At 52.2% G+C, this 20,250-nt stretch carries 19 protein-coding genes; 15 read left to right on the top strand and 4 right to left on the bottom strand.

Going from position 1 to position 20,250, the window contains the following annotated elements; genetic code table 11:
- Positions 1-112: 112 nt before the first annotated feature.
- Positions 113-889 carry a class I SAM-dependent DNA methyltransferase gene (locus tag F608_RS31990; protein WP_022666320.1) on the bottom strand — a complete coding sequence of 259 codons (777 nt, stop codon included), beginning with the start codon at positions 887-889 and terminating at the stop codon, positions 113-115.
- A 780-nt stretch (positions 890-1,669) separates the two neighbouring features.
- Between F608_RS31990 and F608_RS0114240 the strand changes: the two genes are divergently transcribed.
- Both F608_RS0114240 and F608_RS0114245 read left to right on the top strand, forming a co-directional pair.
- Entirely contained in the window at positions 1,670-2,350 is a 681-nt protein-coding gene (locus F608_RS0114240) for a FadR/GntR family transcriptional regulator (RefSeq protein ID WP_022666321.1), read from the top strand.
- Positions 2,351-2,392: 42 nt separating this feature from the next.
- On the top strand, positions 2,393-3,190 hold the full coding sequence (locus tag F608_RS0114245; protein ID WP_022666322.1) for a sulfite exporter TauE/SafE family protein: 798 nt from the start codon (positions 2,393-2,395) through the stop codon (positions 3,188-3,190).
- A 96-nt stretch (positions 3,191-3,286) separates the two neighbouring features.
- On the opposite strand, the gene F608_RS0114250 is transcribed toward F608_RS0114245, so the two are convergent.
- Positions 3,287-3,985 (bottom strand): GntR family transcriptional regulator, encoded by a 699-nt coding sequence (locus F608_RS0114250; RefSeq protein ID WP_027362762.1) that lies wholly within the window; start codon positions 3,983-3,985, stop codon positions 3,287-3,289.
- 204 nt (positions 3,986-4,189) lie between these two features.
- On the opposite strand from F608_RS0114250, the gene F608_RS0114255 reads away from it, so the two are divergent.
- The 8 genes from F608_RS0114255 (at position 4,190) to F608_RS0114295 (ending at position 13,292) form a co-directional block, all read left to right on the top strand.
- Complete coding sequence (locus tag F608_RS0114255; RefSeq protein ID WP_022666324.1) at positions 4,190-5,950, top strand: thiamine pyrophosphate-binding protein; 1,761 nt, start codon at positions 4,190-4,192, stop codon at positions 5,948-5,950.
- A 132-nt stretch (positions 5,951-6,082) separates the two neighbouring features.
- Complete coding sequence (locus tag F608_RS0114260; protein WP_022666325.1) at positions 6,083-7,102, top strand: TAXI family TRAP transporter solute-binding subunit; 1,020 nt, start codon at positions 6,083-6,085, stop codon at positions 7,100-7,102.
- Positions 7,103-7,240: 138 nt separating this feature from the next.
- Entirely contained in the window at positions 7,241-9,139 is a 1,899-nt protein-coding gene (locus tag F608_RS0114270) for a TRAP transporter permease (RefSeq protein WP_022666327.1), read from the top strand.
- The gene (locus tag F608_RS0114275) at positions 9,136-10,308 is read left to right on the top strand and encodes an NAD(P)/FAD-dependent oxidoreductase (RefSeq protein ID WP_022666328.1); all 1,173 of its coding nucleotides are present in this window, start codon (positions 9,136-9,138) and stop codon (positions 10,306-10,308) included. Before F608_RS0114270 ends, F608_RS0114275 begins: the two co-directional genes overlap by 4 nt.
- The gene (locus F608_RS0114280; RefSeq protein ID WP_022666329.1) at positions 10,301-10,600 is read left to right on the top strand and encodes a (2Fe-2S)-binding protein; all 300 of its coding nucleotides are present in this window, start codon (positions 10,301-10,303) and stop codon (positions 10,598-10,600) included. Before F608_RS0114275 ends, F608_RS0114280 begins: the two co-directional genes overlap by 8 nt.
- Positions 10,584-11,969 (top strand): NAD(P)/FAD-dependent oxidoreductase, encoded by a 1,386-nt coding sequence (locus F608_RS0114285; protein WP_022666330.1) that lies wholly within the window; start codon positions 10,584-10,586, stop codon positions 11,967-11,969. Before F608_RS0114280 ends, F608_RS0114285 begins: the two co-directional genes overlap by 17 nt.
- A 1-nt stretch (position 11,970) precedes the next feature.
- The gene (locus tag F608_RS31995; RefSeq protein ID WP_022666331.1) at positions 11,971-12,651 is read left to right on the top strand and encodes an aspartate/glutamate racemase family protein; all 681 of its coding nucleotides are present in this window, start codon (positions 11,971-11,973) and stop codon (positions 12,649-12,651) included.
- A 62-nt stretch (positions 12,652-12,713) separates the two neighbouring features.
- Complete coding sequence (locus F608_RS0114295; protein WP_022666332.1) at positions 12,714-13,292, top strand: class I SAM-dependent methyltransferase; 579 nt, start codon at positions 12,714-12,716, stop codon at positions 13,290-13,292.
- A gap of 284 nt (positions 13,293-13,576) precedes the next feature.
- On the opposite strand, the gene F608_RS0114300 is transcribed toward F608_RS0114295, so the two are convergent.
- Together F608_RS0114300 and F608_RS32000 are read right to left on the bottom strand one after the other, a co-directional pair.
- Positions 13,577-14,278, bottom strand: coding sequence for a YkgJ family cysteine cluster protein (locus tag F608_RS0114300; RefSeq protein ID WP_022666333.1), 702 nt, complete (start codon positions 14,276-14,278; stop codon positions 13,577-13,579).
- Positions 14,279-14,422: 144 nt separating this feature from the next.
- Positions 14,423-15,271, bottom strand: coding sequence for a hypothetical protein (locus F608_RS32000; RefSeq protein ID WP_022666335.1), 849 nt, complete (start codon positions 15,269-15,271; stop codon positions 14,423-14,425).
- Between the two features lie 121 nt (positions 15,272-15,392).
- On the opposite strand from F608_RS32000, the gene F608_RS32005 reads away from it, so the two are divergent.
- From F608_RS32005 to F608_RS35735, 5 genes are all read left to right on the top strand, one after another.
- The gene (locus F608_RS32005) at positions 15,393-16,274 is read left to right on the top strand and encodes a LysR substrate-binding domain-containing protein (RefSeq protein ID WP_022666336.1); all 882 of its coding nucleotides are present in this window, start codon (positions 15,393-15,395) and stop codon (positions 16,272-16,274) included.
- Positions 16,275-16,785: 511 nt separating this feature from the next.
- On the top strand, positions 16,786-17,310 hold the full coding sequence (locus F608_RS0114320; RefSeq protein WP_022666337.1) for a GNAT family N-acetyltransferase: 525 nt from the start codon (positions 16,786-16,788) through the stop codon (positions 17,308-17,310).
- Positions 17,311-17,941: 631 nt separating this feature from the next.
- Positions 17,942-18,715, top strand: a complete 774-nt coding sequence (locus tag F608_RS0114330; protein WP_022666339.1) for a carbon-nitrogen hydrolase family protein — start codon at positions 17,942-17,944, stop codon at positions 18,713-18,715.
- A 76-nt stretch (positions 18,716-18,791) separates the two neighbouring features.
- The gene (locus F608_RS0114335) at positions 18,792-19,439 is read left to right on the top strand and encodes a class I SAM-dependent DNA methyltransferase (RefSeq protein ID WP_022666340.1); all 648 of its coding nucleotides are present in this window, start codon (positions 18,792-18,794) and stop codon (positions 19,437-19,439) included.
- A gap of 72 nt (positions 19,440-19,511) precedes the next feature.
- Positions 19,512-20,234 carry a 4Fe-4S double cluster binding domain-containing protein gene (locus F608_RS35735; RefSeq protein ID WP_084681156.1) on the top strand — a complete coding sequence of 241 codons (723 nt, stop codon included), beginning with the start codon at positions 19,512-19,514 and terminating at the stop codon, positions 20,232-20,234.
- Positions 20,235-20,250: the final 16 nt, after the last annotated feature.

Consider the following 20,250-nt stretch of genomic DNA (forward strand, 5'->3'; position numbering starts at 1 on the left):
TTCAATGGGTCTGTAAGGACTTGTGTTGTCAAATAGTACGGACATTCTCTGAGACCTTCGTCTATTTCATTCTTCCGCCAGGCAAGGTGCTGATTTATGTCGAGGCATAACGCTAATCAGCCACACGGCTTTTTTGCGTCGGCTGTATGTTTTGGCGGGTTTGTTTTGTGCCGGCCAATACAAGAACTGGTGGGCGCCTTAGGTGTTCCAAAAGCCCGGGCGTTTCAGCAATTGCTTTTGGGGTTGGGCCGGGCTCAAGAAGCCTTTTTATTGAAAAACCAGCGTCAATGAGTTCGTTTACGTAAGTTTCAATTGTTCTGTGATATTTAATAACACCATCAACGAACCAACGAGAAACACGTAAAGTTTCCTTTTTATAATCATCAACCGGCCAATGTTTCTTCGGGGCATTTTCTGAGTTGCACCACCCTTTAAGCAAAGATGTGCAGATCGGGTGTTCTACAGAAAAAATAAAGTGTCCGTTTTCTCTAAGAGATAGCCCCACTTTTTCAAATACCGGTTTGATATCTCTGATATAATGAAAGCACATTGAAGAAACGACCAAATCGAATGACCCATTCTCCGCTTTAAAATCCTCAGCGGGAACGACTGCGAAATTTGCCCTTGGATCTTTAAACCGTTTTTTAGCTTCCGAAATCATATTTTGAGATATGTCGGTGCCTAAAATATATGCTGCTTTATTTTGAAGGCAAAAAGATACAAATTTTCCAAAACCGCAACCGATATCCAAAATTCGAAGGCCATTAAGAGACGGCAGGAGACTATATACCGCAGGCTCTTCAACAGCGGTATTGAACCCGCTTTCATTCGCCCGCAGCTCCATGTAACTCCTAAAAAAATCGGGGTTATCATATATGTTCTGTTTCATATCGTTATCATGAGTTCAACATAGATTTTACGTATTTACGCAATTGCCAATTTTCAATCCTTTTCCCCAAAACCCATATGGAAAACCCCTTGAAAAGTCAAGGGATTCTGCTGATATTGATTATACGGCTTTACCGATAGTCAATATTTGAGAAGGGTGTACTCCTATATTTCACGGGGCGCACTTTGAGGGTAGTCCGGTATGAAAGGGAAGGCAGAGTATTTATCACCGGCCGGGGCAGCCTGCGGCTCCGCAGAGTGAAGAATTCTAAAAGCCTCTAAATTCCATTGCGCTGGAGGGGAAAAACTCACTTCGTTCAGACAGTTTCCCCTCTTAACCGCACAACTCCATCAAGAGGCTCTATAGAATCCCACTCCATGTCTCCGCCGCAGCCCGCCCCGGCCTCTCCGAGGCTTTGTCCTGTGACGATTATTCCGGATTTTTATACGGAAAGGGGATCGGCAGGATTGTGGACTTTCAAATTGCCGGCATCCGAAGCCGGAGGGGGGAATGGGGTAGAGCCGGGTTCCACTTTTTGCGGCCACAGGACGTGGAGGAGCGAAAAGTTCAACCCAAAGCCGGACAGGACGTCCGGCTTTGGATAAGGCGGCACCCCATTCCCTCCTTCGGCCGGCCGTTATATCGGATCCTTAGTCCTTCCGATACCCGACAGCCTGGGGCAAGTGTCTCTTTCGTTACCTAAAAAATTCCAGGTATAGTCCTTGCTTTTTATCGGTAGATACGATATTGGTTGGGCCAATTTTTGTTTAAGGAGAACGGATGGATAAACCGGTCAGCCAGCAGGTGGAGGAACAGATCCTGCAAAAAATAAAAGCAGGGATCAAAGCCAGGTCTTTACGGCCGGGGGACCGGCTTCCCCCGGAAAGGGGGCTGGCCCTGGAGTTTCGGGTGTCTCGGAATACGGTCCGGGAGGCCATCCGGACCCTGGTGGAAAAGGGGATTCTTATTTCCCGGCGGGGAGCCGGCTCCTATGTGACCGAGGAGGCCGAAGATATCATTTCCGGCCGGCTCAAAAAGAACCTGGAAAAAAGGCGGCGTCACCTGGCCGAGGTGTTGGAGGTGAGAGCCCTTCTGGAGCCGGTGATTGCGGCCCGGGCCGCTATCACCGTTACCCCGGAGGATATTGCCGGCCTGGAGGCTGTCCTGGAGCAGCAGAGGCAGGCCCTGGCCCGGGGGGAAAGTCCGGTGGCGTTTGACGAGGCCTTTCACGAGACCCTGGTCAAAGCCACGGGAAACGGTGTTCTCTGGTCGGTCTATGATACGCTTCGGGGGATTCTGTCCGAGAGCCGGGCCGAGGATCTCCAGACAAAAAGACGGGTCCTGCTGTCGGTGGAGGCCCATGAAAGGATTCTCCGGGCCTTGAAAAAAAAGGATCCCGGGGCAGCGTCCCGGGAGATGGCCATGCACATGGAGGCCGTTGAAAAAGATGTTAACCCGTAAGGCAGGGTTTCCCTGCCACGATTGATAAAGGAAATTTAAATCATGTCATTTATTCTGCTCTATCTTGCTCTTGGTGCTGTGGCCGGTGTTCTGGCCGGACTTCTGGGGATCGGGGGAGGGCTGGTCATCGTTCCCATGCTGACCTTTGCCTTTACCGGCCAGGGGTTTCCCCATGAACACATCCTTCACATGGCCCTGGGAACTTCCCTGGCCTCTATCCTCTTCACTTCCGTATCCAGCATGAGATCCCATCATAAACGGGGGGCCGTGATCTGGCCCGTGGTTATGCGGATCACCCCGGGTATCCTGGTGGGGACTTTTTTCGGGGCCTGGGTCGCCTCCCTGCTCTCGACCAATTTTTTGAAAGGATTTTTCGGGGTGTTTCTGCTCTATGTGGCCACCCAGATGCTTCTGGGAATCAAACCCAAACCCACCCGGGACATCCCGGGTACGGCAGGGATATTCAGCGCCGGATCCATCATCGGGATCTTTTCCAGCCTGGTGGGCATCGGCGGCGGGACCCTGTCGGTTCCTTTTCTGGTCTGGTGCAACACCCAGGTTCACAAGGCCATCGGCACCTCCTCGGCCATTGGATTTCCCATTGCTGTGGCCGGTACCCTCGGATTCGTGCTTAACGGACTCGGCATCGAAAACCTGCCCTCTTTTTCTCTGGGATACGTGAATCTGGGGGCCCTGGCCGGAATCGTGGCAGCAAGTGTACTGACCGCCCCCATCGGGGTAAAGCTGGCCCACAGCCTGCCCATTGACAAGCTGAAAAAGATATTTGCCCTGCTCCTCTATGTGGTGGGGACCCGGATGATTCTTTCCGTATTCTTCTAGGAAAACTTCTAATTTCAGTCCCAGAGCCCTTTCCCCCCGGCCCCGGGGAAAGGGCTCTGGGATTCTGATATCAAATACAGCCGTTCAACGCCCCGGTCAAAGAAAGGACAGGTCTGCCAGGGATTCCTTTTCTTTGATGATCAGGCGGTCCATGCCTTTAATGATATGGTCCCTGACCCCGCTGATATGGTGGGAAAGGGCCCGGGCCAGCCCTTTTTCGTCTTTGTTTTCCACCAGGACAAGGATATCCGAGTGTTCGGGCAGGGAAACGTCCATGACGGAAAGGTAAAACAGGTTCCGGGAATACCGTAAAAGAAGCACGTCAAACAGCCCCTGGAGGATATTGAGCTGGATCCGGCACCCGGCCAGGGAGGCCAGGGTCATGTGAAATTCCATATCCGTGATCATCCGTTTATGGTACTTGTCTTCAGCCACGGCCGTCTTGTACCTGTCAAAGGCCACTTTCAGCTTTTTCAGGCCCGGGCGGTCCAGGTTTTGGATGATATCCGGCACCAGGGCCACCTCGATGAGCAGCCTTGCGTTGTATACTTCCGTGATTTCCTTGCGGCTGACCTCATTGATATAATATCCCCGGTTGGGCTCGTGGCGGACGATATTCCTGAACTCCAGCCATTTCAGGGCCTGGATCACCGGGGTCATGGAAACGCCGATGCGGCCGGCCAGGTCGTTGTACTTGATTTTCTGACCAGGGACGATCTCATTGTAAAAGAGCATCTGACGGATGGCCTCATAGGCTTTGTGGGTCAGATCCCTTTCTTTTTTCTTATCAGACATGTCCATTGAATTTCGCAGGTTAACGTTCCATAAAATTTATTAAATAAAAAGTTAAAAGGCAAGCTTTTTGTTTTTAACATTCCTGTAACTTCTTTATTTTTCAATATTTAACCATTTAAATTTTTTCTTGACAAACCCGGGTTTTTTTGTGTTTAAATTTAATTAAATATTTTATAAATTTTTTTATGAAATGGAAATTTTCAGATGTTTGATAGTGAAGACAAAGGAAAAACCCCCCTGATCGGAGCCCAGGTTATCGTGGAAATGCTCCGGCAATACCAGGTGGAAGTGATTTTCGGGGTTCCGGGGGATACCAGCATCAAACTTTATGAGGCCCTGTACGATCTTAAGGCCAAAAACCAGCCCCCCGGCATCCGGCATGTCATGGCCCGGGACGAGCGGTCCGCCTCTTTCATGGCCGACGCCTATGCCAGGCTTTCCCACAGACCCGGGATCTGCGAATGCCCCAGCGGAGCCGGATCCCTTTACACGGTGCCGGGTGTGGCCGAGGCCAATGGTTCCTCCATTCCGGTCATTGCCATCACCTCGGATATTCCCCTGGCCGGGGAGGGCAAGCAGACCATCACCGAGCTGGATACCCAGAAGCTCTTTGAATCCATTACCAAATGGTCCACCGTGGTCAAGGACGTGGACAAGGTGCCGGAAATCATCCGCAGGGCCTTCCGGATCGCCACCACGGGCCGCCCCGGAGCCGTCCACATCGCCTTCCCGGAAGAGGCCCTGACCCGGGAATTTCAAGCCGGACCCGACCGGATTTACGCTGAAGAGGAATGCACCTCTTATCCGGCCTTCCGGACCCGGGGGGCCCGCTCCCAGCTGGAAGAGATGGCCGGTTTTCTGGTCAACGCCCAGAAACCGCTCATCATCGTGGGTGGAGGGGCCAACCACTCCGGTGCAGGCAGTGAGATTCAAGCCCTTTGCGAGTGGATGGCCGCACCAATGGTCTCCACCATATCCGGCCAGGGCATCCTGCCCGACGATCACCCCTTTGCCCTGGGCGTGATCGGGGACAACGGGTTTCATCCCCATGCCCATAGGGCCGTGGAAGAGGCTGATGTCCTGCTTTACGTGGGATGCAAGATGGGATCGGTCTCCACCATTAACTGGTCCATGCCCTCCCGTCCAAAGGAGCAGAAGATCCTGCAGATCGATCTCAACCCGGAGATGCTGGGCAACAATTTTGAAAATCACCTGAGCCTGGCCGGGGACGCCCGCCTGGTGGTCCGGGATCTGGTTTCCCTGATCAAGGACAGCATCTCCCAAAAGCAGGCCTCTGACTGGGTAACCGCATTGAATCTCCAGCGAAAAAGGTTCTGGGAAGAGGCAGAAGCCGGATTTTGTGCCCATCAAGTCCCCTTAAAGCCGGAACGGATCATCTCTGCCCTGAACCGGCACCTGACCCGGAACTGTGTGGTCATCTCCGATGCCGGCACCCCCACTCCCTATGTGACCCGGTTTTTACGGCTGAAAGGGGAGAGTTCCCGGTTTATTATCCCCCGGGCCTACGGCGGACTGGGATATGCCATCCCAGCGGTGGTCGGAGCCCATTTTGCCCGTCCCGACGCCCGTCTGGTGGGGCTGTTCGGGGACGGCTCCCTGGGCATGTCCGCAGGGGAGCTGGAAACCGTTTCCCGGCTCAAGATCCCGGCAGTCCTGATCCACTTTAACAATGCGGCCTTTGGCTGGATCAAGGCGCTGCAGAAGCTGCACTGCAAAGAAAAGTATTTTTCCGTGGACTTTCAGGCCAACGACCCGGTCATGGTGGCCCGGGGATTCGGGCTCAGGGCCATGGCCGTAAAGACCCCGGATGAGCTGGACCAGACACTTGAAGAGGCGTTCCAGGGCAAGGGACCCGTGTTTTTGGATGTGGCGTCCCAGCCCGAGGTGGATGAGATTCCCCCGGTGTATTCGTGGCTGAAAACGTCGGATCCGGATATCTCATGAAAAGTCTTTCCCTTTCCAGGAAGGCGGCATTTATTTCGTGAAATACCCGGGCCAAGGCAATGAAACGGTGAAAAGGCATTTGCCCACAGCCGTTAACAGATAACCAACAACCGTATATATGGGAGGAAAAAGATGAAAAAAGTATTGTTTGTGCTGGCACTGGTTTTGATCCTGGGACTTCTGCCCGGCCTGTCCGGGGCAGCTGATTATTCGGTGAAAAAACCGGCAACCCTGACCTGGGTGGCCGGCGGAGTGGGCGGCGGCTGGTACGTACAGGCTGGCGGGATTGCCCGGATGATCGCCGAACAAGAACCCAACCTGGTGATCAAAGTGGTTCCCGGAGGCGGGGTGGTGAATCCGGTCCGGGTATCCAAGCACAAGGACGACCTGGGATGGGGCATCACCTTTGTGGACAAGATGGCTTTAAAGGGTCTGGCCCCGGTGTATAAAAAACCCAACCCGGATGTCCGGTCCCTGGGAGGCATTTTCGGGATCTATCACATCCACGCCCTGGGAGCCGCCGACAGCGGCGTGACCACCATGGCCCAGCTGGCCGACAAGATCAAGGCCGGGGAAAAGATCCGGGTGGCCGCTCCCATGAAAGGCACCTCAGATCTTCCCCTGATGAAGACCATCCTGGGTTTTTACGGGATCTCCTTTAAAGATATTGAAAAGGCCGGCGGAAAAGTCTTTAATGCCGTATATGCCGATATGGTCAACCTCTACAAGGATAAGCATGTTGACTTTGTCTTCACCCATCTGGGCCTGCCGGGAGCAGCCATCACGGAAATGACCGTAAGCCGGGACAGCCGCCTGATCTCCCTTTCCGATGCCTGCATTGATTACCTGAACAAGGAACTGGGAACCCTTTCCCGGGATTCCGGCAGAAGCCTGATCCCCAAGGGAACCTATAAAGGCCAGGAAAAGGACATCCCCACAGTGGTTTCGGCAGGAGAACTGATCATCAACAAGGAGGTTCCGGACAACATCGCCTATACCATCATCAAGATCATCTGCGAGAATACGGATGAGCTTTACAAGATCAACCCGGCCAACAAGAATTTTCTGCCGGAGACGGGCTGGAAAAATGTGGCCTTGCCCCTTCATCCGGGAGCGGAGCAGTACTACAGGGACGCCGGATTTTTAAAATAAGCGGTTGATGGATATCAAACCGGGAAAAAGCCGGGGCGGCCGGCGGATCTCACTGTTCTTGCCGACAGCCGTTCCTGCTTTTTCCAAAACATTTTTCCGGACGGAAAAGACCTCCTTCATCCGGAACAGGAATCTTCCATGAGAAAACTCAACAACTGGCAGGACAAGGCCGTGGGGGCCTGGCTGGTCCTGATTTCAGTTTTCCAGCTCTATACGGCCATGTACGGGATTTATGAACCCCGGATCCAGAGGGGAATCCATCTTTTGTTTCTTCTTCCGGCGGCTTTTGTCCTGTTTCCGGCTTTCAGCGGGAAAGAGGATAATTCCAGGGTCGGGATCGGGAACTGGATCCTGGCTTTTTTATCCCTGTTTCCCTGCCTGTACGTCATCATCCGTCATGACTACCTGGCCGAACGCCTGGAATTTGTGGACGATGTCCTGGCCATTGAACTGATCCTGGGGGGGATGCTCATTCTCCTGCTTCTGGAGGCGATCCGGAGGGCCGTGGTTCCGGCCATGGCCATCCTCATTGCCGGATTTTTCGTTTACCTCTGGGCAGCCCCTTATCTTTCCGGGGTCTTTTATGCCAAACCGGTGGGGCTGGCCGAAATTATTGAAATGCAGTTCCTGATCACAGACGCCGGGATCTTCGGGTCCATTACCGGGGTCTCGGCCACTTTTGTGGCCCTGTTCGTGATTTTCGGGGCCTTTATGGAGGTCACCAAAACCGGCCAGTTTTTCACGGACTTTGCCTGCAGAATTGCCGGCAAGGGGGTTGGGGGGCCGGCCAAGATCGCCGTGGTCTCTTCCGGGCTTTTCGGTTCCATTTCCGGGGTGGCTGCCGCCAATGTTTACTCCACGGGGGTGTTTACCATTCCCATGATGACCCGGCTGGGATACCGCAGGCGGTTTGCCGGGGCCGTGGAGGCCGCCGCATCCACCGGGGGCATGCTCATGCCGCCGGTCATGGGGGCCGGAGCCTTTGTCATGGCGGAGATCACCGGTATCTCCTATGTCAAGATCGTTATCGCCGCCATGCTGGGATCCCTGCTCTACTATCTGAGCCTGGTTCTCAGGGTCCATTATACGGCCCGGAGGGAAAATCTTCTGGGATTAAAAGAAGAAGACCTGGTTTCCTATAAACAGATCCTGAAGGACTCTTATCTGCTGCTGCCCATGGTGATCCTTGTGGCCCTGCTTTTAAAGGGTTATTCTCCTTTTCTGTCTGCCAATGCCGCCATCGGGATCATCTTTATCATCTCCTTTGTCAAAAAGGAGACCCGCATGACCCCCAAACGGATCTGGGCCACCCTGAAGCTTTCCGGGTATAACATGATCATGATCGCCCTGGCCTGTGCCGGTGCCGGCATGGTGGTCTCCATCGTGACCCATACGGGTCTGGCCCTGGGGATCGCCACGGTGATCACCAACTGGTCCGGGGGGCATCTGCTGCCGGCTCTGATTCTGGTCATGGCCACCTCCCTGATTTTGGGCATGGGCCTGCCCTGCACCCCGGCCTATATCATCGCCATCACCATCGGGGGGCCGGCCCTGCTGGCCATGGGCGTGGAAATGCTGCCGGCCCACCTTTTTGTCTTTTACTTTGCCATCCTGGCCGGGATCACCCCGCCGGTCTGCGTGCCGGCCTATTGCGCGGCCGCCATTGCCAAATCCAAGCCTCTACAGACCGGGTTTGAAGCCTTTCAGCTGGCCCTTGTGGGATTTTTGATCCCCTACGTATTCATATCCAATCCAGCCCTGCTCATGGAGGGCTCTTTTCTGGAAATCCTGACGGTCGTTCTGGGGCTGGTTCTGGCCACCCTGTTCTTTGCCGGGGCGTTGAGCGCATTTTTTATCCGGCCCCTGAAGATTCCGGGCCGTCTGGTTCTCTTCTGCCTGGCAGGAGGCGTCACCCTCTTGTGCACCCGGCCCGATATCCTGAACCTTTTTGTCGTCCGCACGGCAACCCTGGGTCTGGCCGGGGCGGTCCTGTTTTTTTCCTTTGCAGAATCCAGATTAAAGGAAGCCTCCTCTTGACCGGGTCAAGACCTGAAGTCCTGATCATCGGGGGCGGAGTCATCGGGACCTCCATTGCCTTTCACCTGGCCCGGCAGTCTGTCCGGGTGACCCTGGTGGAAGAAAAGGATCTGGCCTCGGGCAGTTCCGGGGCCTGTGACGGACTGATCTTCATGCAGTCCAAAAAACCGGGGATCCACCTGGAAATGGCCTTAAAGAGCCTGGAGCGGTTTCAGGAGCTAAGCCGGATCCTTCCCGTTCCCCTTGAGTTCCGGCAGACCGGGGGCATGGTGGTCATTGAAACCGAAGAAGAGTACCGGGCCATGGAGGCCTATGCCCGGGACCAGAGATCCATTGGGCTGGATGTAAGTATCCTGGACCGGGATCAGGCCATCCAAAAAGAGCCCGGGCTTTCTCCGGATATCCTGGGGGCGGCCTGGTCCCCTCTGGACGGCCAGGTCAACCCCATGGGCCTGACCCTGGGCTTTGCCCTGGCCGCCAAAAAGGCCGGGGTCCGGATTCTTTCCCGGACCCGGGTTCTGGATCTTGTTTTCCAAAACAACCGGGTCATCGGGGTTGAAACCGGCCGGGGCCGGTTTTTCGGGGATGTGGTGGTCAATGCCTGCGGTGCAGGTTCGGCCGGCATTGCTGCCATGGCCGGCCTTTCCCTGCCCGTGAAGCCGAGAAAAGGGCAGATCGTTGTCACCCGGGCGGCCCGGCCCATGATTTCCCACTGCATGATCTCGGCCAAGTACATTGCCGCCAAGTACAATCCCGATCTGGCCCGGGAGGCCGGGGAAGGCCTGTCCATTGAGCAGACCGAAAACGGGAACCTGCTTCTGGGCTCCACCCGGGAATTTGCCGGCTTTGATACCCGGAATACCCTTGAAGGGATCCGGACCATTTTACAAAACACCTCCCGGGTGGTTCCGGGGATCCAAAACCTTGAAATGATCCGAAGTTTTGCCGGCCTGCGGCCCTGGACCCCGGACGGGCTGCCCCTGCTGGGACCGGTAAGGGGGCTTGAGGGATTTTTCATGGCCGCAGGGCATGAGGGGGACGGCATTGCCCTCTCCCCCGTCACCGGGAATCTGGTATCTAAGATGATTCTGGAACATCCCCTGGAGTTTTCCATGGAACCCTTTTCACCGGACCGGTTCCTGGATTCAAAGGAGGGCTCCCATGGCTGATTTTATGGATCTGCGCATCTCAAAATTTAAAAGGGGGAAAAGAATAACGGTCCGGGTCAACGGCCAACGCCTGGCCGCATACGAGGGCGAAACCGTTCATGCCCTGCTCACGGCAAACGGGCTCTATGGTTTAAGAAAGACCCGGAAGACCGGCCAGATCCGGGGGGCCCTCTGCGGCATGGGCGTCTGCTACGAGTGCCGGGTGACCATTGACGGGAAACCCGGTCAGCAGGCCTGTATGACCCGGGTAAAAGAGAATATGGAGATTTTCACACATGACGATCCAGTCTGATTCATTCCATGTGGTCATCGTGGGAAGCGGCTGCGCAGGACTGGCTGCGGCAGAGGTCCTGACCCGGGAGAAAATGGATGTGCTCATGATCGATGAGAACCCGGTGCCGGGGGGGCAGCTCTTGCGGGGCAGAGGGCCGGCCCGGGATGCGGCTTCCCGGCTGGATTCCTCCAAGAAAAAGGGGTTTTCCCTGATCAGGGGCCTGGAGGGTTCCGGAATTCATCTCCTTTCCCCGGCCCGGGTCTGGGGCATCTTTGACAGGGGCCGCACCCTCCTGATCTCGGAAACGTCAAAGGACGGGAAAGAGCGGATCCGGGAGATCCGGGCCGGCTCCATCATCCTGGCCACCGGAGCCCGGGAACGCTTTCTTCCCTTTAAAGGATGGACCTTGCCCGGGGTCATGTCCTGCGGGGCGGCCCAGATCCTGATCAAGACCCACGGGGTCCTGCCGGCCCAATCCACCCTGATTGCCGGTACATCCCCCCTCCAGATGGTCCTGGCCTCTCAGATCCTGCTCAACCAGGGCCGGGTAAAGGGTCTGGTGAATCTCTCCTCCTTTGGCCGGCAATTGAACATCTTTCGAAACCTGCCCCATTCCACACCCAAGATCCTGGAAGGCCTGGTTCACCAGGCCAGGATATGGCTCAGCCGGACACCCGTCCATTTTCAAACCGGGATCCTGGAGGCCCGGGGGAAAAGAGCCCTGGAGAGCGTGGTCACTTCAAAACTGGACCACAAAGGCCGGCCGGTTCCGGGAACCGAAAAGATCCATGAAACCCGGGCCCTGGCCCTGGGTCACGGGTTTGCCCCCAATGTGGAGCTGGCCGCCCAGGCCGGCTGCAGCCTTTCCCTTGACAGGTCAAAGGGGGGCTGGGCCGTTGCCATTGATGATTGCCTGGAAACCTCAGTTCCCGGCATCTACGGGGCAGGGGAGACTGTTGGAATCGCCGGCGGGAAAAAATCATTGATAGAGGGGAGGCTGGCTGCCCTGTCCATCCTGGGCCGGACAGATCCCGAACTTTTGGCCCAAAGAAAAAGGGAACAGGATTACGGGGTATTTTTGAACCGGCTCTGCAGGATCCCGAAAGAGGCCTGGGGTCTAGTCCACGACGATACCATCATCTGCCGGTGCGAAGAGATCACCATGGGCCGGATCCGCAGGGCCCTGGGAGACGGATTTGAAACCGCCGGGATCCTGAAAAAAGCCACCAGGGCCGGCATGGGCCTTTGCCAGGGCCGGACCTGCGGCCCCATGATCCTGGATATCCTGGCCGCCCTGACCGGAAACGAGGGAAACGAGATCCATCCTCCGTCCTCCCGGGCTCCGGTAACGCCCCTTCCCATCCAGACTCTTCTCCGGAGGAATTGATATGGCTGAACCTTTTATGGGAATTATCATGCTGGATACGGTCTTCCCCCGGATTCAAGGAGATATCGGAAATCCGTCCTCCTTTGATTTCCCGGTGAGATATAAAATAGTCAAGGGCGCCTCCCCGGAAAAAATCGTGCTCCAGGCCGACCCCGGGTTCATCCAGCCCATGATACAGACGGGCAGGGATCTCATCCGGGAAGGGGCCTGCGCCCTTGCCACCTCCTGCGGATTTCTGGCCCTTTTTCACAAGGAACTGTCAAAGGCCCTGTCCGTGCCCATGCTCACCTCCAGCCTGCTCCAGGTGACAAAGGTCTTTCAGACCCTGGAACCTGGCCAGGCCGTGGGGATCATCACGGCCCGGGAGCAATCCCTGACCCGGGCTCACCTGTCCGGTGCCGGTATTCAGGATATCCCCCTGGTCATCAGGGGTATGGACGAATCAGAGGAGTTCACCCGGGTTTTTATCCGGGGAGGCACTACCCTGGACCGGGACCTTTGCCGGACGGAAATGAAGATGGTGGCCCGGAACCTGGTCGAGTCCCATCCCGAGGTCGGGGCGATCGTTCTGGAGTGCACCAATATGCCTCCCTATACAGATGCGGTTCGCCGGGCCACGGGCCTTCCGGTTTATGACATCCTTACCCTGCTCAACGATTTCTGGTATACAGAAAAGGCGTGAACCCGCTGGAAAAGAAAGTTTTCATCCTTGTCTTTCCCCATTGAATCTATTATGGAATCCCCATGCCCGGGTATTACCATAAACATTCCAAAGCCTATTTTGAAAAGACGGTGGGTCTGGATCCTTCCGGATTTTTAAGCCCTTTTGTCCGATGCCTGAGCCCAGGGGCCCGGATCCTGGATGTGGGCTGCGGATCCGGCCGGGACCTGCTCTGGCTCAAAAGAAAGGGCTTTGAACCCGTGGGATTTGAACGCTCTCCGGGTCTGGCAGACCTGGCCAAAACCCATTCGGGCTGCCCGGTGATCCAGGGGGATTTTATGTCCCATGATTTTTCTTCCTTGGAATTTGACGCCGTCCTGCTTTCCGGGGCCTTTGTCCACCTTTCCAGAAAAGAGCTGGTCCCGGCGTTTCAAAATGTGCTCAAGGCCTTGGATCCCGGGGGCCATGTTTTCCTTTCCATGAAGACGGGGCAGGAGGGAAGTAGCCGTGAAAAAGGCCGGACCTTTACCCTGTGGCAGGATAAGGATCTTCGGCCCCTGTTCAAAAAGTTCAGCCTTGAAGTGATCCATTTTTCCATTAATGAGTCCCTCATGGGCACAGGTGAGGTCTGGCTGGGGTATGTGCTGGGAGGTAAAGGATGAAGCCGGACAGGATGGGGGCACTATTCCTGGGTCTCTGCCATTGTTCCCTCCGTAACAGGGGAAAACCTGACAAATCGGTAATACCGGTATCATATTTCCGTAATAAAGCTTTGATATAAAATCCAACAGCAGAAAGAGAAAAAACGATAATAGAAATTATCTTCTTTCATGCCCGACTCTCTCTTTAAGCCGGACCGTCAACAGGCGGCCCGGCTTTTTGGTGAATTGATCTCAGGACCTCTTCCGCTGTGTTTTTTAAAGGCAGAACCATAAATCAGCCGGCTTTATCCGGTCCCGGGGGTAAAACCCGGGCATCCCGTAAGCCGGGCATGCTTTTGGGTAAAGGGATATTCCCTGCAGATCAGGGGTTTTACATCCTGGATGGTGCAGGAAAACAAATCCGAGCCGGGCTGCCCAACGAGAAAGGGGCAGGATTCCGCTGATTTCCCGGTCCGGGGATCCACCCAGATCCGGTATTGAATTTTTCCGTGACCCAGGACCTCCTGTTTCACCCAGGCCAGGATATCGTCACGGCCAAGACTTTTCCATAAACAATAATCTTCTGGGGTGCAGGTATTTGCCAGGCGGCGGCAGCAGCCTCCGCATCTTCTGCAGACAAACCCGGCCTCCTGGCCTTCCACCCATACCCCGGATTCGCCCTTGAACTTTCCCGGGCGGACAGGCGTTTCAAAAACCAGGGTACAGATCTTTGCCATGTCCTTTGCATTGATATTCCTAGTTTCAAGCATATGAATCAGATAAAAACCCAAAGCGGTTTCATCCACCGGCTCATGGGGGCAGCCCTCCATCCGGCGGATCCAGTTCGTTCTGCGGCCGCTGGACATGCCGGTTTTAAAATCTTTACCCAGAATCAACGGGCCGATTTTGCGGAACATGGCGGACTGGGGACCGTATTGCCCGAAATCTGAGGCAAGGGCGTCAACGGCCTGGGAAAGTGTTAAAAAGTTCGCTGGATCCTGGGGCATGGATAAAAAACCTCATCAAATATCATGGTGGAATCAGATGAAGCAGGGTGATCCCCTGGAACGAAATGTAAACCCGGTCACCCCAAATGACAAGAGAAAAATTGCCCTGCAGGGCCCCGGGGGGATGATCCGGTTCGGGTTTTTTTAAGAAAGGAAACCCGGTCTGGAAGCCGCCGCCCCTGGAATTTTGGGCAAGTCATCGTTCAAGACTGCCGAAACCGGAACCGGTGAGGTCAGGCTGCAGGGCATGCCGGCCACGCATTTGGCGCAGACTTCCATATCCTCGGACATATACGGCCTGGCGGCAAATTTTTTCCGGTTCACCTGCAGGCGCTGATTGCATTTTTGCCGAAGAATACCGTTCAGGGTTACGGCCTGAACCGGACAGTTACGGATACATTTCAGACATTCCTGTCCGGCCTTGTGCAAACAGAGATCTTCATTCAATACCAATGGATGTTCCCCCAGATCCGTCTCTGTCACCAGGCTGCCCAACCGGCCGGAACAGCCTGAGGGTGTGATCATCTGGCCATTGATTCCGAACCGCCCCAGCCCTGAAATATGTGCAAGATGCTTGTGGGACCATCGGGCGGTCAGGGATTCGGGATCAAAATTATAGGTGGCCGGCGTTAATTCCGAAGTATATCCGGCTTTCGCTAAAGAAACCCTGATGAATTCGCTGATATCCCGGATCAGATCATTGGTGAGGGAAAGGGAGCGGCCCCAGTCATCACTGGGAAAATTCCCCTTTATATTGCCCCGGGTCAGTTCAGGGGCAAATGGAATGAAAAAAACAACAACGGTTCTGCAGGATGGAAGAAGATCCCGGGGAAGCATATGGCCGGGGGCGGCAATTCCAGGCAGAATATTGAATCTCTCATCAGCAACTGCGGTCGCCAGGATCGGATCTCTCCACCAATGGGGGAGCTGCTTTTTTTCGATTTGTCTGCGGCAGAAATCCACAATACCTTTACGCAATTGTTCAATATTCATCTTTCACTCCAATTCAGCATTTATCATCAAGTTATGGTGAGCGTCATATTGGAGGAGACTTTGACATTTCACAAACAAATGTTTATTATGTTTCCGATAAATAATATTTATGGATTCTATTATGGATTTAACACCGGACATCCTCAGGACCTTTGTGGCTGCCGCCCAAACCCTGAATTTTACCCAGGCCGCCCAGAGGGTAAATCTCACCCAGTCCGCCGTCAGCATACAGGTGCGCAAGCTGGAAGAAAACCTGGGGAAGCCGCTTTTTAAACGGATGCCCCGGGGGGTGGAGCTGACCGATCACGGGGAAACCCTTTTAACCTACGCCAACCGTATTTTGCAGTTAAACCATGAAGCAATGGCCTTATTTAAGGAACCGGATTTGAACGGCCTGATCCGCATCGGATCAGCCGAAGATTATGCGGCTCTGCATCTGCCCGGGATTCTGAGGCGGTTTGCAGAAAAATACCCCCTGGTTGAAGTCGATCTTTTCTGTGATCTTTCCAATGAACTTTTAGAAATGCTGGAGCAGGGTAAAATCGATATCTGTCTGAGAAACACCCAACAGATGGAGCCGGGAGGCGTTTTTCTGCGCCGGGAGCCTGTCATATGGGTGGGACCCAGAGATACGGAACCTGAACGGAAATCGCCCCTGCCCATTGCCGTTTTCCACCAGGGATGCATCTACCGTCAATGGGCCATCCAGGCATTGGAGAAGCAGAATATCCCTTACAGAATCGCCTATTCAAGTCCGAGCATCTCCGGGATCCTGGCAGCAGTCAGAACCGGGCTTGCTGTGGCGCCGGTGGGTGCCAGCACCTCGATTCCGGGTCTGCGCCGGATCTCCCCGGAAAAACTGCCCGAACTCCCCTCGGCAACGGTCAGCCTACATCAGTCCGAATGCCCGGATGACGGCGCCCAGGCACACCTGGTCCAATACATCATGGATGAATTCTGCGCCATGCCCCAGATTCCGGCCCGGCTGAGACCTGCCGGTTAGATGGGGGAGCCCTGTGGACCCCGAAGACGGTGGGGGCCGGCCTGGGCAGGGCGCAACTCCGCAGGGTTCACGATTGCCACAGTCTCTATCATGCCCCTCCGCAAAAGGCGAAAACTCGCATCCGCTCAAACAGTTCGCTTTTTCAGCTCCATGCCATGAAGAGTCTGTACGCAATCGAACCCGATGTCTCCGCCTGCACCCCACCCAGACCTATACGGGGTTCATAGATTTCTGAAAAATGAAAACACAGATTGTTTGGAATAAGTTAAGACGTCAAAGAAATAGGTGTACTGTCCCCGGAATTCGAAGCTTGGATCCGGATGGAATTTGGGTTTACTTTCCATTTTTTAGTTTGTAGTATGCTGATAAGTGGAAAATCGACAGTCAAAAATCAATAAGTGGAAAAAATGGACTGCTTTTTCCATATTTTTGGAATAATATCATAATATATGGAAAAATGACACGCCCATATAGCTTGTTGGGCCATTAAAAAAAGTTACAAGAAACGAACATGATAGAAGATCTTTCTAAAAATCATTTGCAGGACTTTTTCAGGTGGGTGTCGAATAAGAAGGCTGTGGAATATAGCCTCTCCGTATTTTTACCCGATAGAGATATATCCTGGGTTGATGCTTACTTGGAACAAATTCTAAATGATAGAAAATGCTGGAATCAAGTAATAAGGGTTAACGGTCATTCAATTGGATATTGTGGTTTTTCCAACATTTCTGGCCATAATCGAAGCGCTGAATACTTCATCCTTATCGGTGATGATGAATATTGGGGCAAAGGTATTGGAACACAGGCTGGTAGTCTGGTAATGGAATACGGTTTTGATGTACTGAAACTTCATCGTATCTGGCTAACCGTTTCCGACTGCAATCACAGAGCTATCAAATCTTATGAAAAACTTGGTTTCCAAAAGGAAGGCAAAATGCGTGAGGCATGTCATCGGTATGGTGCCTATCACGATAAAATCGTAATGGGCTTGCTACATAGAAATTGGCCCAACAAATCACTTAACGCAGACGGCTAAAAGCGAGGCGAATTGGACATCGTTGCAGTTTACATTTTCAGCGGCTTTCCGGCAGCTTCCGCCTCTTTATCCGCCGCTGGTTAGCTCGGTCGATATTATGAAAATTTTCCATCTATTATCACTGATAGGACGCTGTTGAGCAAAGCCCTAAAGTTATTGACAGGCTCTGCTCACGCTCCGCCTATCAATAACGTTAGAGCCGACTCGACCATGCGGACTTTAAATCAATATTCCAGACCGCATTGGGTCGAGCGGCTCAACAGCGGCCGTTAAATCATCAAAGATAAAAGAGGCACTATGATTGACAGAAGCAAATTAATGCAATGGGTAGTCGAAGCCATTAGAGATAATAATGGGTCCGCAACAATTGTTCAGATTTGCAAGCATGTTTGGTCAAATCATGAAAATGATCTTCGAAATTCTGGAGACGGATTTTATACTTGGCAGTATGACATTCGCCGGACTGGACAAAACCTTTGAAATGAAGGAAAACTTATGCCCGCTCACCAGGCGCCAAAAGGTGTATGGGTTTTAGTTAAGTAAATTTTTTCTTATTTATAACCAACTGATTTAACAGTCACTTGCACCGGAGCGGGCGTTAAATTTTAACCCTATCGAGATAACTTGATCTATGAAACTAGCAGCATTTCAATTTAAAGCATCTGAGAATATAGAAACCAATTTTGAAAAGCTCGTTTCAGCAATAAATTTGGCGACTTTAGAAAATGCAGATTTCTTACTCACTCAAGAATGTGCCTTAACTGGTTTTCCACCAGTCGAACGAAAGAATACCGCCTCGATCGATTTCGGGGAGCTTTCAAAATATGAAACAGAACTATTCGAATTAGCAACAAAAAACAAACTATCGATAGCACTCGGAACAATAGAATCTGCGAACAATTCTAATTTTAATACTGTTAAAATATCACATAAAAATAAAAGTATCTGTTCATATAAAAAAAGAGCGCTATGGGGTTGGGATTGTGATAACTTCAGCCCGGGATTCGATGAGGGAATTTTTGAAATAGAAAACATCAAAATTGGAATACGGATTTGCTATGAAATAAGGTTTCCTGAATATTTCAGGGAATTATTTGTTTCCTCTGTACCAATTTGTGCAATTAGTTTTGCTGATGTATCTGATAACCCCGATTTTGACAGATACAATCTTATTTTAGCGCATTTACAAACACGGGCTGTTGAAAATTGTATTTATATTGTATCAGCGAATAGTATTTCAAAAAATCAAATAGCACCAACTGCCATCATAGATCCAAATGGGAAAATACTCTCGAAGGCTGAAATAAATAAAGAAGAATTGATATCATTTGATTATAAAGGTCAAGATATTAGTTTCGGGCAAAAAGGAAGAATCCAACACTCAAAAGAATTATTGAAATTATAACCCATTTTTCCACGCGACCCGAAAAGCTGGGCGCGTGAAAAACCAGTTCGATGTTCAGAAAGGGCAATGAAGAATCATGGACCAGATAGATGAAATGATAACAGCCTATGACGAAGAAGCAGAGGCAACTGGTTGGTACGGTCCCGAAGTTGCCTTCGGCCTGACTTACGCTCATGTTGAACCTGGTCAGTCTATGCTGGATATTGGAATCGGCACTGGTTTGGGATCTTTATTATTTCTTAAAGCAGGTCTGAAAATCCATGGTATGGATATCTCACCGCAGATGCTTGACGCATGTCGCAGCAAAGGTTTCTCGTCTCTGCATCTGCATGACGTGAACAAGACTCCATACCCCTTCGATTCAGAAAGCATAGATCATGCCGTCTGTACTGGCGTTTTTAATTTTTTTAGTGATCTATCTCTTATTTTTGAAGAAACCAATCGCATTATTCGCAGGGGTGGATTATTTGTATTCGTGGTTGGGGATCGTTCTGAGACTGAGGCTCATGCGGTTGAAGTTGGGGCAGAGTACACAAAATCGGATAAAAGTATAACAATGTATCTCCATAGCAAAGAACAGATCGCCAAATTAACGGCGAGGTATGGCTTTGAGTCCGTGAGGGGTTTATCGTTCACGGTTTTCATGGATCGAGAAAGAACCAAAAGCATGCCTGCCAGATCTTACCTAGTGAGAAAAAGGATAGGCATCGAACCTGTCATTTAATCGGAGCGCAAAAACCGGGCGCCCGCTTAATTCATCGTTAGCTTTTAACAACATTTGTGAGTATTACATTTAATGAAATCCTTGATTGATAAAACAGAATTTATTGAAAAATTGGAGAGTTGGGGAGCAAGTATTGTTCGCGTGGCGGACACTGCCAAGCTATCAGGAATTGATACAGAACCAAGTGACCTCTTAAGCGGTTTTCATAGGGCAGTAAGTATTGCAGTCCGTCTTTCTGGTCCAATAATGAACATGATTGATAAACAACCCACTCCTCTATATTCATCCCATTATTGTCGAGTAAATGCACTGCTTGACGACCTTGCTATAAGAGCAACAAATCTTTTGCAGTCGAATTCCGCACAAGCAGTTCCCATTCCTGCGAGTCAAACACTCGATTCAGAAAAATGTACATCATATATATCTCACAAAGCCGTTGCATTAGCTGCGGGGATTGGTTGGCAAGGTAAAAGCCTTCTCATTGTAAATCCGGATTTTGGTCCGAGAGTTAGGCTGACAACAATTCTTACCGACGCTGATATCGTGCCGGATTCACCGATTAAGAATAGATGCGGAAAATGTCAGCAATGCAAAGACCATTGTCCAGCTGGAGCAATCATTGGAGCTAATACCACTAGCCATTATTCCAGCAGGTCAGAGGCTATAGACCTTAAAAAATGCGTTCATCAAGTGCGTGACGTATTTGGTAAGATCCCGGATATTACACCAGGAATCTGTGGTATTTGTATTAAAGTTTGCCCATGGGGTAATAAAACAAAGACGGTTGAACCATGAAATACAAGTTAATAAT

The organism is Desulfospira joergensenii DSM 10085, assembly GCF_000420085.1.
In the GTDB taxonomy this organism is placed as follows: domain Bacteria; phylum Desulfobacterota; class Desulfobacteria; order Desulfobacterales; family Desulfobacteraceae; genus Desulfospira; species Desulfospira joergensenii.